We start from the raw sequence: 13,509 nt of genomic DNA, 5'->3' as shown, positions 1-13,509 counted from the left end.
CTGCGCGACCAGCTCGACGCCGCGCGCCGCGCCACCGCCGCCGGTGACCAGGCCGCGATCGCCGCCGCCAACGCCGGCTTCCACGCGCTCATCGTCGAGGTCTCCGGCAATCCACTGCTGCAATCGTTGCTGCGCCCCTTGGAATCTCGCGTCCGCTGGCTGTTCCATCTCACCAAGGAGCGCGACCCCGGCACCCAGTGCGAGGAGCACGAAGCCCTCTACGCCGCCATCGCCGCGGGCGACCCCGACGCCGCCGCCGAGATCGCCTACCGTCACGTCGCCTCGGGCCGCGAACCCAGCCTCGCCCTCTCGGCTCAGTGGTCCATGCCGGCCATCGACCCGGTCTCGGCCACCCGCACCCGCCAGCGGACTCCACACCGGGAGAAGACCGCCGCGGGCGGTGGGTGATCGGTTGCCGGGACGGCTGACCGGGCCTGGCGTTCAGGCGATGTCCGCGGCGCGGGCCGCCGCGCGCAAGGCGGTGCGAGCCGCGTGGAGAGCGGGGTGGTCGGCGGTGCCGTTGCGGTAGGCGAGATGGGTGCGGCGGCGGGTCGTCAGCGGGGTGAGGACGATGTCGCCGGGTGGGGAGTGCAGGGCGAGGGCGGGGACGATCGCGGTGCCCGCGTCGGCGGCGACCAGGGCCAGGACGGTGTTGAAGTCGTCGGCGTGGTGGCGGATGTGGGGCGTGAAACCTGCGGCCTGGCAGGCGCGCAGGGTGACCGTGTGGCAGAGGGTGCCGGGAGTGCCCGCGATCCACGGGGCTTCGCGGTGAGCGCGGAGGGCCTCGGTGGTGACGGTGGGGTGTCTGGTGGCGAGATAGACGGTCTCGGTGTGCAAGGGCTCGGTGTGGATGGCTGGGTCGGTGGTGGCGGGGACGAGGTCGTAGTCGTGGGTCAGGGCGATGTCGAGGGTGCTCGCGCGCAGGGCGTCGGGGACGTCGGCGGGGTCGATCTCGGTGACCGTGAGTTCCAGGCGGGGGTGGTCGGTGCTCAGGGTGACCAGGGCGGGGGAGAGCAGGGTACGGGCGGCGGTGGGGAAGGCGCCGATGCGCAGGGTGCCGACGAGTTCGTCTCGGGCGCAGGCCAATTCGGCATCGGCGCGTTCCAGCGCGGCCAGCACGGTCTCGGTGTGGCCGACGAGGACGTGCGCCGCCGGGGTGAGCCGGACGCGTCGGCCCGTGCGCTCGAGCAGCGGGACGCCCGCTTCGCGTTCGAGGGCGGTGAGCTGTTGGGAGACCGCCGACGGCGTGTAACTGAGCGCGTCGGCGACCGCGGCGATGGTGCCGCGATGGGCGAGTTCGCGCAGCAGACGGAGTTTGCGGACGTCGAGCATCAGATCAGCTTACGTTTATCGTCACGAACGTGAACTGGACCTGATGAATCCGTGGCTCGACGATGGACCCATGACATCGCTGCAGGGACTGTTCGTTCCCATGATCACCCCCTTCACCGCCGACGGCGAGCTCGCGCTCACCGCGCTGGACGAGCACGCGCACCACGTGCTCGACGCGGGTGCGACCGGGCTGGTCGCCCTGGGGACCACCGCCGAGCCCTCGGCACTCACGGCCGGGGAACGGGCACGGGTGCTGGATCGCTGCGCCGCCGTGTGCGCCGACCGGGACGCACCGCTGATCGTCTGCGCGGGCGGCAATGCCACCGCCGACTCGGTGCGGGCGGTCGGCGAACTCCGGCAGCCGGTCGCCGGCGTGCTGGCGGTAGTGCCGTACTACGTGCGGCCCAGCGAGGAGGGCGTGATCGCGCACTTCACGGCGCTCGCGGCGGCCAGTCCGGCCCCGCTGTACGTCTACGACGTGCCCTACCGCACCGCGCGTCCGCTCGGTGGCGAGACCCTGGTGCGCCTCGCCGGGATTCCGAACATCGCCGGGTTCAAGCATTCCGTCGGCGGTATCGACGCGGCCAGTGTCGAGCTGATGGCGCGGGCGGGGGAGACCACGACGGTGCTGGGCGGCGACGACCGGTTCGCCTCGGCCCTGCTCGCGCTCGGTGCGCGCGGCGGCATCCTGGCCGCGGCCAATGTGGCGCCCGCCGCCTACGCCGAGCTGGTCGCCGCCTGGCTCGCCGATGACGTCGCCCGAGGACGCGCCCTCGGCCACGGCCTCGACGCCCTCGGCGCCGCCCTGTTCGCCGAACCCAACCCGACGGTGATCAAAGCGGTGCTCGCCGAGCGGGGGCAGATCCCCAGTGCGGCGGTCCGATTGCCGTTGTTGCCCGCTTCGTCCGAGTCCCTGGTGGCGGCGCTGCGGGCGGCCGAGGTGGCAGAAAAATTCCACTGGTCTTCGGCGTCGAAAGGTGCCAGGCTCAAGCGGTGACGAAACCTCCGGATATCGGCGCCGCCGATCCCACCTCCGACAAGCTGGACGCAGCCGTACTCAAAGTGGCGGGCGTAGTCGTCCTCGGCGCGGTGATGTCGATCCTCGACATCACCGTGGTCACCGTCGCGATTCCGACGTTCATGGCGGACTTCAACGCCTCCGTCGAGGTCGTCGCCTGGACCATGACCGGCTACACCCTGGCCCTGGCCTCGGTCATCCCGATGACAGGCTGGGCCGCCGACCGCTTCGGCACCAAACGCCTCTATATGGCCGCGCTGAGCTTCTTCATCCTCGGCTCGGTGCTGTGTTCGATGGCGTGGAGTATCGAGTCGCTGGTGGCCTTCCGCGTCATCCAGGGCATCGGTGGCGGCATGCTCATGCCGCTGGGCATGACGATCATGACCCACGCCGCCGGCCCGCAGCGGATCGGGCGAGTGATGGCGGTCCTCGGTGTGCCCATGCTGCTCGGCCCGATCTGTGGCCCGATTCTCGGCGGCTGGCTGATCGACTCCTTCAGCTGGCACTGGATCTTCCTCATCAATCTGCCGCTGGGCCTGGTCGCTCTGGTCCTGGCCTACCTCGTGCTCGCCCCCGACAAGCCCAAGCCGTCGGAATCGTTCGACTTCCTCGGCATGCTGCTGGCCTCGCCCGGTCTGGCATTGTTCCTGTTCGGCGTCTCCTCCATCCCCGAGAAGGGCACGGTGCTCGCCGCGCGCGTGCTCGTTCCGGCGCTCATCGGCGCGGTGCTGCTGGTGGCGTTCGTGTTCCACGCGCTGCGCACCGAACATCCGCTGATCGACCTGCGCCTGTTCCGCAATCGGTCGCTGCGCTTCTCGGTGCTGACCATGTCGCTGTTCGCGACGGCGTTCTTCGGCGCAGGCTTCCTGCTGCCCAACTACCTGCAGCAGGTGCGCGGTGAGACGGCGTTCGACTCCGGTCTGCTCATGGCGCCACAGGGTATCGGCGCCATGTTGACGATGCCGATCGCCGGCTTCCTGGTCGACAAGATCGGGCCGGGCAAGATCGTGTTGTTCGGCATCACCTTCATCACCGTCGGCCTGGCCGGGTTCACCCAGCTCGAGGCCGACACGTCCTACCTGATGATCGGCGGCGCGCTGTTCGTGATGGGTCTGGGCATGGGCTGCACCATGATGCCGGTGATGACCGCCGCCATCCAGACGCTCTCGCACGCCCAGGTCGCGCGCGGCTCGACGTTGATGAACATCATCAACCAGACCGCGGCCTCGATCGGCACCGCGACGATGTCGGTGGTGCTGGCCGCCCAGCTCAACGATCACCCCGCGACGCAGATCGGCATCGCCTCCAACGCCAAGCCCGAACTCGCGGCGCAGTTCCCGCCCGAGGTGATCCAGCACGGCTTGGACCTGGCCGCCGAGGCGTTCAGCCACACCTACTGGGTCGCGGTGATCCTGGCCGGGTTGACCTTGATCCCGGCGTTCTTCCTGCCGCGCACCAAGCCGGCCGCCCCGGTCGACGCCGAAGCCTCGCTCATGGTCTGATCGGCCGATCGAACCGGAAGGCCCGGGTGGAACACGATGGTCCACCCGGGCTTTCGCGTCGTCGCGGCATCGGTCGGCGCGCTCGCGCCGGACCCACGCCACGGCAGGCGCCGACGTGACCGAGGGCACCGCCGGTCGGGCGGACCACCTCAGCCGTAGAGCTTCACGAATGCCTCGAGCGAGCGTTCGATGTCGCCGCGCAGTGCCTTGGCCACGGCCGAGCCGATCGGGCCGAACAGCGGTGCGCCGCCGAGGTCGATGTCGACGCTGACCTTCGAGCCGGTGCCCTTCGGTTCGACCAGCAGGGCCAGGCCGAACTTGGTGCCGCCGATGCCCGCGCCGGTGAGCGCGAGACGGCGCGGGGGCTCGGCGGTGCGCACGGTCCAGGTGACCTTGTTGCGGAATCCCTTCACGCGCGCGATGCCGACCAGCACGGTGCCGGGGGTGAGGTCCTCGGGCAGGGTGCCGCGCCAGGCCTCGTGGATGGTGAGCCAGTCGCCGAGTGCGGGCAGGTCGGAAGCGTGGGCCCACGCCTGGTCCGGCGGGACGGGGACATCGACGGAGAGCTTCAGTTTCGCCACGCCGGGATGGTATCCGGTACCCGAGGTTCCGACTCGACCGGACCGCGGCATAGCAAACCAGAATAGATCAAGCGCCCAGGTGGACGGGCGGGAATTCTGATGCCGGACAGGACGATCCGCGCCGAAGTCGATCATGGTGCTGCTACTGTGTGCGGGTCGCTGGAAGTGGGGCGTGTGGATCGGATATCCGACCCCACCGCGCCCCCGGGCGAATGCCTCCCGGGCGGGCCGGTGAGGGCCCACCGGCCAGGGCGTGGTGTGGTCGACGACGACGAAAGATCTGATGAACTCAGGAATCGCGGTGCTGTTACTCGTCATCGGAGCGCCGCTGTTACTGCTCGCGCTGGCCGTGACGGTGTTCGCCATGCGCAACGAGCGCCAGCAGCGGCTGCGGGCCGACGCCGCTATCCGCGAGCGTGTCGCGTGTGAGAACGCGCTGATCCAGCTGGCGCAGACGACGCTGCCGGCGATCACCACGGCCGTGCGCAGGCACGAGATCCCCTCGGTCGCTGTCGATCTGCCCCCCGAGCTGCAGGAGTCGCAGGTCGGCCAGGTGCTGCAGATGATCGCCACCGGTCACGCGGAGGATCTGCGGGTGGTCGCCGAGGAGACCAGGGCGATGGTCGAACGCTACGGCGAGCAGCGGCGCATCAGCGAGGTGCAGGCCGCCCAGGAGGCCGCGCGCGACGAACTGTCGGCCACCTCGCGGGCCGCCACCAGTGCCGCGGTGCGCTCGTTCGGCACCTCCGTGGTGAGCCTGGGCACCGACCTCGGCCAGGTGGTGAGCGCGGCGCTGCGCGAACACCGCGACGACGCGATCTACGAGACGCTGACCAGGATCGACCACACCGTCCAGCAGATGATCCGACAGGCGCAGTCCTATGTGATCGTCTCCGGTGGTCTGCCCGGGCGGCGCTGGCCGCAGCAGTCGCTCACCGATGTGGCGGGCGGCGCCACCGGCCGTGTCCGGGAGTACCTGCGGGTGCGCTCGGGACAGTCGGACCGGGTGGTGATCAGCCGCGCGGTCGAGCCGCTCGTGCACACCCTGGCCACGCTGCTGGATAACGCGTTGCGCTATTCGCCGCCGTCGTCGTTCGTCGAGGTGGGGTTCCAGGAGGGGCATCACGGCGTCACCGTGATCATCGACGACGCGGGCATGCGGATGAGTCCGGAGCAGCTCGAGGACGCGCGGCAGGTGCTCAGCGGCGAACGCGCCGTCGACATCCACGATCTGGGACCCGCGCCGAAGGTCGGCTTCCCCGGTATCGCCGCGCTCGCGCGGCGCTACGGGTTCTCCGTCCACGTCGACGGGCCGAACATCTTCGGCGGCATGCGGGCGATGGTCTACGTGCCGTCGGCGCTGCTGGTCAGCGGTGCCGCGCCGCGGCTGCCCGAACCGGAACTCGCCGCGCCCGCGCATCTTCCGGTGCCCGTCCCCGCGCTCGTCGAGGACGACGCGCCGCACGCCGAGGTACACGAGATCACCAGTGGGGGACTACCCAAGCGCCGCCGCAGGCCGGTCGCGCCGGATTCGGCGGGAGTACCCGCCGAAGAAGCGGGGCAGGCTCGCCCCGACCTCGCCGCTGCCTGGCACAGCGGCTCCCGCAGCGGTCGCCTCGCTGCGGCCGAGCGAACCACGGAAGGAACAGCCGATGAGCACACCGGTAGCCGATAGCACGAACCGATTGGCGTGGCTGCTCGAGGATCTGGAGATCCCGGGCGTCCGCTTCGCGGTGCTGCTCTCCGATGACGGTCTGCGGATCGCGCACTCCCGTGGCGTGGCCAAGGACGACGCCGAACGCTTCGCCGCGGCCGCCTCCGGCCTGCGCTCGCTCGGCAAGGCCCTCGGCGAGTTCTGCGGTGGTCCCGCGAACACGGTGCGCCAGAACATGACCGAATACGACGAGGGCATGGTGATGATCACCGCCGCGGGGTCCGGCGCGCTGCTAGGCGTCGCCACCACCGCCGATGTCGACGTCGCGCTGGTGGCGCACCGGATGAACGAGCTCGCCTCGCGGGTCGGCCACGAGATCGGCAGCGCGCCGCGGCACGGTGGCAGGTAATGAGCCGGGGCAGGCGCGATCCCGACCTGGTCAGATCGTATGTGCGCACCGGTGGCCGGGTTCGGGCCGCCCATGAACTGGACCTGGTGACCCTGGTCCGCTCGGTCGCCGACGCACGACCCGATCACCGTCCCGACGAGCGCCGGGTCCTCGCGCTCACCAGCCGCCGCGGTGCGCTCTCGATCGCGGAGCTGTCGGCGTATCTGGATCTGCCCGCGTCGGTCGTGAAGATCATCGTGTCCGATCTGCTCGACAGCGGCCATCTACAGTGCCCGACTCCGGCCGAAGTGAAGCCGGAACTCGCGTTGATCAAGGAGGTGCTGCATGGTCTCCGTGCCATCGCGGGGTGAGGTCGACTACGTCGCGGAGACCGTGACGCGATCGGTGAAGATTCTGGTCGCGGGCAATTTCGGCGTCGGCAAGACGACCTTCGTGTGCGGGGTGTCCGAGATCCGGCCGTTGCGCACCGAGGAGACCATCACCGAGGCCAGCATCGGCGTCGACGATCTGGCCGGGCTGGGCAGCAAGGTGCAGACCACCGTCGCGCTGGATTTCGGCAGGCTCACCCTGAATCCGCAACTGGCGCTGTACCTGTTCGGCACGCCCGGCCAGGAACGCTTCGCCCCGCTGTGGGAGGAGCTGGCCCGCGGCGCGCTGGGCGCGCTGGTGCTCGTCGACACCCGGCGCATCGAGAAGGCCGACGACGTGCTCTCGGCGCTGGAACAGCGCGGGGTGCCGTACGCCGTGGCGGTCAACGAGTTCGAGGGCTTCCGCCGCTACCCGCTCGAGGAAGTGCGTGAGGCGCTGGACCTGGCGCCGGAGACGCCGGTCGTCGCGGTCGACGCCCGGCGTCGCGACCACGGTCTGCGCGCGCTGATCACGTTGGCGGAGTATCTGTTCCGCAGGCAGGAAGCAACAGCGTCATGACAGTGGACCTCGCGGCCGACGAGCGGGTACCGATGTACGCCCCCGAGTTCGCCGCCGATCCCCAGGCGGCCTACCGGGAGATGCGACGCCGGTTCGGTTCCGTGGTGCCGGTCGAGCTGTCGCCGGGGATCCGCGCGACGCTGGTCATCGGGTATCACACGGCGGTGCGGATCCTCAACGATCCCGAGCACTTCCCGGCCGACCCGCGGACGTGGCAGCGCAACATCCCGCAGGACTGCCCGGTGCTGCCGATGCTGCAATTCCGCCCGGCCGCGCTGCGCACCACCGGTGCCGAGCACGCCAGGTACCGGCAGGCCAATGTCGCCGGTATCGCGGGCGTGGACCTGTACTCGATGCACGCCACGATCGAGCAGTTCGCGATCCCGCTGATCAACAGCTTCTGCACGACCGGCTCGGCGGACCTGCTGAGCCAGTACGCGTTTCCGCTGGTGTTCCAGGCGCTGAACTCGATGCTGGGCTGCACGCCCGAGATCGGTCAGCAGGTGGCCACCGGCATGGCGCAGATCTTCGAGGGCGACGACGCCGAGGCGGGCAACAACCTGCTGGCCTCGGCGCTGACCGACCTGGTCGCGCTGCGCCAGCGCGAGCCGGGCGACGACGTCGCCACCCGGCTGCTGCACCATCCGGCCGCGCTCACCGACGAGGAGATGGTGCACCAGCTGCTGGTGCTCTACGGCGCGGGCATCGAGCCGATGCTCAATCTGGTGGTCAACACGCTGCGGCTGATGCTCACCGACGACCGCTTCGCCGGCAATGTCCTGGGCGGCAGCCTGTCGACCCGCGACGCGCTCGACGAGGTGCTCTTCACCGACCCGCCGCTGGCGAACTTCTGCATGACCTACCCGCGCCAGCCGATCCTGGTCGACGACATGTGGCTGCCCGCCAACGAACCGGTCGTGATCAGCATGTCGGCCTGCAACAACGACCCGGCCATCGCCGGGCGCGACGTGGTGGACAACCGGGCGCACCTGGCGTGGAGCGCGGGCCCGCACGGCTGCCCGGCCAAGTCGGTGGCGTACTTGATCGTGCAGGACGCGATCGACCAATTGCTCGACGCCCTCCCGGAACTGCGGCTGGCCGTGCCCGCCGAGGAACTGGTGTGGCGGCCCGGCCCGTTCCATCGTTCGCTGGCCGCGCTGCCGGTCGAGTTCCCGAAGACGCCGCCGCTGCCGCTGCCGTGATCCGCGCTCAGCGCGGGCGCAGGGCCGGGCCGACGAACCGTTCGACGAGCTGACGTTCGGCCGCGGCGTCGGGCAGCGGCCAGGTGAGCAGCGAGAGCACGACCCGCACGATCCAGCCCGCCGCCGCGTCGTCGGGGGCGATGCGGGTGAGCGCGGTCGCGATCCGGCCCAGCTCCGGTGCGTCGGCGAGGAATTCGTCGGTGTCGGGGGAGCGGTGCCGGACCAGCCACTGCCGCAGCACGGGATCGGCGCGGATCGCCGCCACGGCCGCCAGGATCGCCTCGACCGGACGTCGTCGGGCGGGCACCTGGTCGACCGCCGCCTCGACCCGGCCGGCGACGGTGCCCGCCGCCCGGACCATGACCGCGCGGACCAGGCGTGGCTTGCCGCCGACATGGCGATACATCGTCGCGCGTGAGCACCCCGCCGCGGCGGCGATGTCGTCGGCGGTGACGTCGTCGATGCCGCGTTCGAGGAACAGGGTGAGCGCGGCCCGCTCGATCCGGTCGATCGCCACGGCGCGGCGGTCGCCGCCCGCCAGCCAGTCGGTGGTCATCCCGGTCTCCTTCGCTGTCTCGAGGTGAGATGGTTTCGCCACTTTGTCTACCTCATCTCGCGCAGGAAGTAGGCCCTTTCGTGTATCGGGTGAACCCCTGTTCTCCGCATCCTCCGTCTCACCCTGAGACGGATGTTGACCTCCTCATCACCCCGGGGAACCGTGAGCGCGACAACCTGATCAGGAAAGGCGGCGACGATGACCACGGACCTCGGGGCGATCGATCTGTTCGACGCGGCAGTACTCGACGACCCCTACCCGCTCTACGACGCGCTGCGCGAGCACGCCCCGGTCCACCGGGTGCCCGGCACTGACTTCTACCTCGTCGCATCGTGGGCCGCCGTCACCGAAGCGACCGCGCGGACCCTGGACTTCTCCTCCCATCTGACGGCCGTGTTGGTCGCCCAGCCGGGCGCGGCGCCGCTCACCTTCGACCTCGACGCCACCGGCGCTGGCGTGCACGTGCTCGCGACCGCGGACGGCGCGGTGCATGCCGCGCACCGCGGCGTCGTCGGCCCCGCCTTGGTCAAGCGGGTCCGGACGCTGGGGCCCGTGGTCACCGACCTCACCGAACAGCTCTGGACGGAAGAACTCGACGGCGACCGGATCGATTGGGCCACCGGCATCGCCGACCGGCTGCCGCTGGCGCTGATCGCCGACCTCGTCGGCTTCCCGCGCGCCGATGTGCCGCGGCTGCTGGCATGGGCCTACGACTCCACCGAGATGCTGGGCGGCGTGGTCGCCGAGGGCCGGATGACCGAGCTGGTCACCTCGGCCGCCGCACTGGCCCATTACGCCTACCTGGCGGTGACCGCGGCGATCGCGCGAACCGGCGGGCAGCGGGCGCCGCAGACACTGGTCGACGTGCTCGCCGCGGCCGTGGCGGCGGGCCGGATCGACGAGCAGCAGGCGGTGCTGATCGTGGTCCAGCTGATCGGGGCGGGGGGCGAGTCCACCGCGGGACTGATCGCCTCGGCGGCCCGGCTGCTGGCAACCGACCTCGACCTGCAGGACACGCTGCGCGAGCGTCCCGAGCTGGTGCCGGCCTTCCTGGACGAGGCACTGCGCGTGGAGTCGCCCTTCCGCGGTCACCACCGGCACGTGACGGCCGACACCGAACTGGCCGGGGTGGCGCTGCCGGCGGGCAGTCACCTGCTGTTGCTGTGGGGTGCGGCCAATCGGGATCCGGCGATGTTCGACGCACCGGACATCGTCGATCTGGCCCGGCCACGCGGTCGGGCGCACGCGGCCTTCGGCGCGGGCGCGCACTTCTGTATCGGGTCGGCGTTGGCCCGACTCGAGGCGACCGCCGCGCTCACCTTGCTGCTCGAGCGCACCGCGAGGTTCACCCTCGTCGAGGATGCGCCGCCCCGATGGGTGCCGAGTCTGTTCGTCCGGCGGCACGCGAGTCTGCCGATGCGGGTGGTCGTGCGCTGATCGACCGGCCGTGCGGATCGACCGGCCGCGCGGATCGGGCGATCCCGCGGCGGCCTCGCGCCGGACCACATGACTGCCCGACACGAGGTCCCGGGTGCGGGGTAGTGGCCGGCGGAAGGGCACCACGCAGGGTGTCGGGAGTGGCGGACGGGCGCGACGCCGGGTGCCCCGTGCCGGCGGCGGGGTGCCCTGCGGCGCAGAGCGGACGCTCTGACGGGTGTCCGGCGACCCGCGATGCCGCGTGTGGCACCGTGGCGGGGTGCGCACCACGCTGTTCCTGCCCGTCTGCCTGCTTCCGGCTACCGTGCTGTTAGCCGGATGTGCCACCACCCCGGCGTCTGCGCCCGCTCCCGTGGCGGTCGAATCCTTGACGAAAACCGGCCCCGCCCAGGCGGTCCCGTCCGCGTCACCGGTGTCGTCGGTGGCGCCGCCGGTGGCGGGCCGCACCGTCGTCCTCGATCCCGGACACAACGGCGCCAATGCCGCGCACCTCGAACAGATCACCGCGCAGGTGCCCGACGGCCGCGGCGGCGCCAAGGCCTGCAACACGACCGGCACCGCCGCGGCGAGCGGATACACCGAGCACGAGTTCACCTGGGACGTCACCCAGCGGGTGCGCGAGGCCCTGAGCGCGCGCGGCGTGCGGGTGATCCTGACCCGCGACGACGACACCGGCGTCGGCCCGTGCGTCGACCGGCGCGCGGCGATCGGCAACGACGCGATGGCCGACGCGGTGGTCTCCATCCACGCCGACGGCAATACCGGCGCGGACGCGCACGGCTTCCACATCGCCTATGCCGACCCGCCGCTGAATCCGGTCCAGGCCGAGGCGGGCGTGCGGCTGGCGACGGCTCTGCGGGACGCGATGGTGGACGGCGGCGCGGTGCCCGCCACCTATGTCGGCTCCGCCGGACTCGACCCGCGCGCCGACCTGGCCGGTCTCAACCTCGCGCAACGCCCGTCCGCCCTGGTCGAATGCGGCAACATGCGCTCCGGCATCGACGCCGAACTCATCGAGACGCCGGCAGGCCGGGCCAGCTACGCCGAGCTCATCGCCGCCGGGATCGTGGCCTTCCTCGGCTGAGCGACACAGCCCGCCGGACGAATTTCGAGGAGTCGCGCAACGTTCGCCGGGCTCGCCGCCCAGCGGTGCCGCCGACTCCCGGTAAGCATCCTTGTTGCCAACTCGACGGCATTTCGGCAACTTCCGGCAAACTTGCCGGAAGTCCAGAGCTGGGCTGATAACCGGATGATTGCCGGATGTGCGAACCGGTCGGTCCTGATCGGTGATTATTCGCTGTCTTCGCATCGAGTGTGTCGCGGAGTCGAATACCCGTGAGTAGTCGCATTTTTCGCTATTGGCGATGGTTGACGAGTGATCTTCCTCGCCCTACTGTCCCTGTCACGGTTCGATATCGAAGTGTTCGTGACATCGCTCGAATGGTTTCCCGGACGGCACGCCGGCCCCTGCCGCCCTCCGTGTGCGTTTCCTAGGAGTATTGACAGTGCGAAGCCGAATTCTGTCCATCGCCGGAGCCATTGTCCTGGCACCCCTCACCACCCTGCTGGTTCCCACCGCGAATGCGAATGCCCACGGCTGGGTCACCGGCCCGGCCAGTAGGCAGGAACAATGTGCCCGCGGATCGGTGTCCTGCGGTGCGGTGAAATACGAACCGCAGAGTGTCGAGGGTCCGAAAGGGCTGAACAATTGCAGTGCGAACAAATATCCCGAACTCGACGACGACAGTCTCGGCTGGGTTCCGCAGAAGGTCTCCGGACGCGCCACCTTCACCTGGAAGAACACCGCCAACCATCGCACCCTGAATTGGGAGTACTTCATCGGTACTACGCGCATCGCGGTGATCGACGGGCGCAACGAGCAGCCGCCGATGGAGGTCAGTCACACCATCGACCTGTCGAACTATTCCGGCCGCCAGAAATTGCGCGCGGTCTGGAATATCGGTGATATCGCGGCCGCCTTCTACAGCTGCGTCGACCTCGAAATCGGTGGCGGCGGAACACCGACGACCGCACCGACACCGACCACCACCACGACACCGTCCACGACGACATCGCCGACCACCACGACCAAGCCGTCGGCCACCACGACACCGCCCGCCACCACCACCCACCAGCACCCGACCACCACGGCCCCGGCCGCGTCCGGGTGGCGCCAGGGCGCCATTTACGCGATCGGCGACGAAGTCACCTACCAGGGCGTCACCTACAGCTGCCGACAGGCCCATACCGTGCACGACCCGAATTGGACGCCGCCGAACACTCCCGCCCTCTGGTCGCGCGTGTAGTGGACCGGGCCGGGAAACGTTTCGTGTGTTCTCCCACCATCGGTCGCGCGATGGGGTGAGGATTGACCTCGACTCGCCGGCCTCGCGTTCGGCCGGCCCCGCAGCACAAGGACGTGAGATATGAGTGACAGGAAATTCGCTTTCGCCATCGCGGCCACCGGGACGGCGTTGCTGGCCATGACGGTCGGCTCCCCGTCCGCCTCCGCGGCGGTCTCGCAATTGACGGTCGACCCCGGACTCAGCGTCGGGATGGCAACCAACTACGGCACCGGGTGCACCCATCACCTGGTCGCCCGGCTCAGCGTCGACCTCGAACCTGTCTCCTTCTACGACAACGGCACTCTGCTGGCCGTGGTCGTCCCGCTCGACGGCACCGCCAGCATCGACTGGATCCCGTCCAGCAGCGGTCCACACAGTCTGGCGGCGTTGCAGGGCGGGATCGGCCGCGGCGCCGACGTCCGCGTCGGCAAGGGCTACCGCTTCGGTGAATCCTGCGTGGTCACCGGCGGCTGACCCGCGGCGAACGACGATGGCCCGGTCCGCGCGGACCGGGCCATCGTCGTTCGCCGCGGGTCAGCCGCCGGT

At 70.3% G+C, this 13,509-nt stretch carries 15 protein-coding genes; 12 read left to right on the top strand and 3 right to left on the bottom strand.

Translation table 11 applies throughout. The features are described 5' to 3' along the window. A partial coding sequence (locus V8688_RS19055; RefSeq protein WP_342801373.1) for an FCD domain-containing protein occupies nt 1-408 on the top strand: 408 nt, incomplete at its 5' end. Nucleotides 409-441: 33 nt separating this feature from the next. On the opposite strand, the gene V8688_RS19050 is transcribed toward V8688_RS19055, so the two are convergent. Beyond that, the gene (locus tag V8688_RS19050) at nt 442-1,332 is read right to left on the bottom strand and encodes a LysR family transcriptional regulator (protein WP_316574610.1); all 891 of its coding nucleotides are present in this window, start codon (nt 1,330-1,332) and stop codon (nt 442-444) included. 70 nt (nt 1,333-1,402) lie between these two features. On the opposite strand from V8688_RS19050, the gene V8688_RS19045 reads away from it, so the two are divergent. Then, on the top strand, nt 1,403-2,329 hold the full coding sequence (locus V8688_RS19045; protein WP_342801372.1) for a dihydrodipicolinate synthase family protein: 927 nt from the start codon (nt 1,403-1,405) through the stop codon (nt 2,327-2,329). Further along, nucleotides 2,326-3,852, top strand: coding sequence for a DHA2 family efflux MFS transporter permease subunit (locus tag V8688_RS19040; protein ID WP_342801371.1), 1,527 nt, complete (start codon nt 2,326-2,328; stop codon nt 3,850-3,852). The genes V8688_RS19045 and V8688_RS19040 overlap by 4 nt, the downstream gene beginning before the upstream one ends. 149 nt (nt 3,853-4,001) lie before the next feature. Here V8688_RS19040 and V8688_RS19035 read toward each other — a convergent pair whose 3' ends face one another. Then, on the bottom strand, nt 4,002-4,433 hold the full coding sequence (locus V8688_RS19035) for an SRPBCC family protein (RefSeq protein ID WP_218717403.1): 432 nt from the start codon (nt 4,431-4,433) through the stop codon (nt 4,002-4,004). Nucleotides 4,434-4,716: 283 nt separating this feature from the next. Here V8688_RS19035 and V8688_RS19030 point away from each other — a divergent pair, with 283 nt between their 5' ends. From V8688_RS19030 to V8688_RS19010, 5 genes are read left to right on the top strand one after another with little or no spacing between them, the layout of a single operon-like run. Continuing rightward, nucleotides 4,717-6,108 carry a sensor histidine kinase gene (locus tag V8688_RS19030; RefSeq protein ID WP_316574613.1) on the top strand — a complete coding sequence of 464 codons (1,392 nt, stop codon included), beginning with the start codon at nt 4,717-4,719 and terminating at the stop codon, nt 6,106-6,108. Next, nucleotides 6,086-6,496: a roadblock/LC7 domain-containing protein gene (locus V8688_RS19025; RefSeq protein ID WP_218717405.1), complete on the top strand. Its 411-nt coding sequence runs from the start codon at nt 6,086-6,088 to the stop codon at nt 6,494-6,496. Before V8688_RS19030 ends, V8688_RS19025 begins: the two co-directional genes overlap by 23 nt. Continuing rightward, nucleotides 6,496-6,846 carry a DUF742 domain-containing protein gene (locus V8688_RS19020; protein ID WP_218717406.1) on the top strand — a complete coding sequence of 117 codons (351 nt, stop codon included), beginning with the start codon at nt 6,496-6,498 and terminating at the stop codon, nt 6,844-6,846. The genes V8688_RS19025 and V8688_RS19020 overlap by 1 nt, the downstream gene beginning before the upstream one ends. Continuing rightward, the gene (locus V8688_RS19015; protein ID WP_218717407.1) at nt 6,821-7,423 is read left to right on the top strand and encodes an ATP/GTP-binding protein; all 603 of its coding nucleotides are present in this window, start codon (nt 6,821-6,823) and stop codon (nt 7,421-7,423) included. The genes V8688_RS19020 and V8688_RS19015 overlap by 26 nt, the downstream gene beginning before the upstream one ends. Further along, nucleotides 7,420-8,625, top strand: a complete 1,206-nt coding sequence (locus V8688_RS19010; RefSeq protein ID WP_342801370.1) for a cytochrome P450 — start codon at nt 7,420-7,422, stop codon at nt 8,623-8,625. The genes V8688_RS19015 and V8688_RS19010 overlap by 4 nt, the downstream gene beginning before the upstream one ends. 7 nt (nt 8,626-8,632) lie before the next feature. Here V8688_RS19010 and V8688_RS19005 read toward each other — a convergent pair whose 3' ends face one another. After that, nucleotides 8,633-9,181: a TetR/AcrR family transcriptional regulator gene (locus V8688_RS19005; RefSeq protein ID WP_218717409.1), complete on the bottom strand. Its 549-nt coding sequence runs from the start codon at nt 9,179-9,181 to the stop codon at nt 8,633-8,635. A gap of 198 nt (nt 9,182-9,379) precedes the next feature. On the opposite strand from V8688_RS19005, the gene V8688_RS19000 reads away from it, so the two are divergent. From V8688_RS19000 to V8688_RS18985, 4 genes are all read left to right on the top strand, one after another. Then, a complete protein-coding gene (locus tag V8688_RS19000) occupies nt 9,380-10,618 on the top strand; it encodes a cytochrome P450 (protein WP_342801369.1) in 1,239 nt (412 codons plus the stop codon). 367 nt (nt 10,619-10,985) lie between these two features. After that, on the top strand, nt 10,986-11,702 hold the full coding sequence (locus V8688_RS18995; RefSeq protein WP_342801368.1) for an N-acetylmuramoyl-L-alanine amidase: 717 nt from the start codon (nt 10,986-10,988) through the stop codon (nt 11,700-11,702). Nucleotides 11,703-12,123: 421 nt separating this feature from the next. Beyond that, nucleotides 12,124-12,924 (top strand): carbohydrate-binding protein, encoded by an 801-nt coding sequence (locus V8688_RS18990; protein WP_342801367.1) that lies wholly within the window; start codon nt 12,124-12,126, stop codon nt 12,922-12,924. Between the two features lie 120 nt (nt 12,925-13,044). Continuing rightward, nucleotides 13,045-13,437, top strand: a complete 393-nt coding sequence (locus tag V8688_RS18985) for a hypothetical protein (RefSeq protein WP_342801366.1) — start codon at nt 13,045-13,047, stop codon at nt 13,435-13,437. Nucleotides 13,438-13,509 lie beyond the last annotated feature (72 nt).

The sequence above is a fragment of the Nocardia sp. No.11 genome (genome assembly GCF_038752175.1).
GTDB classification, from domain to species: domain Bacteria; phylum Actinomycetota; class Actinomycetes; order Mycobacteriales; family Mycobacteriaceae; genus Nocardia; species Nocardia canadensis.
The sequence above is the reverse complement of the archived record's forward strand: the minus strand, read 5'-3'. Positions and strand labels throughout refer to the sequence as shown.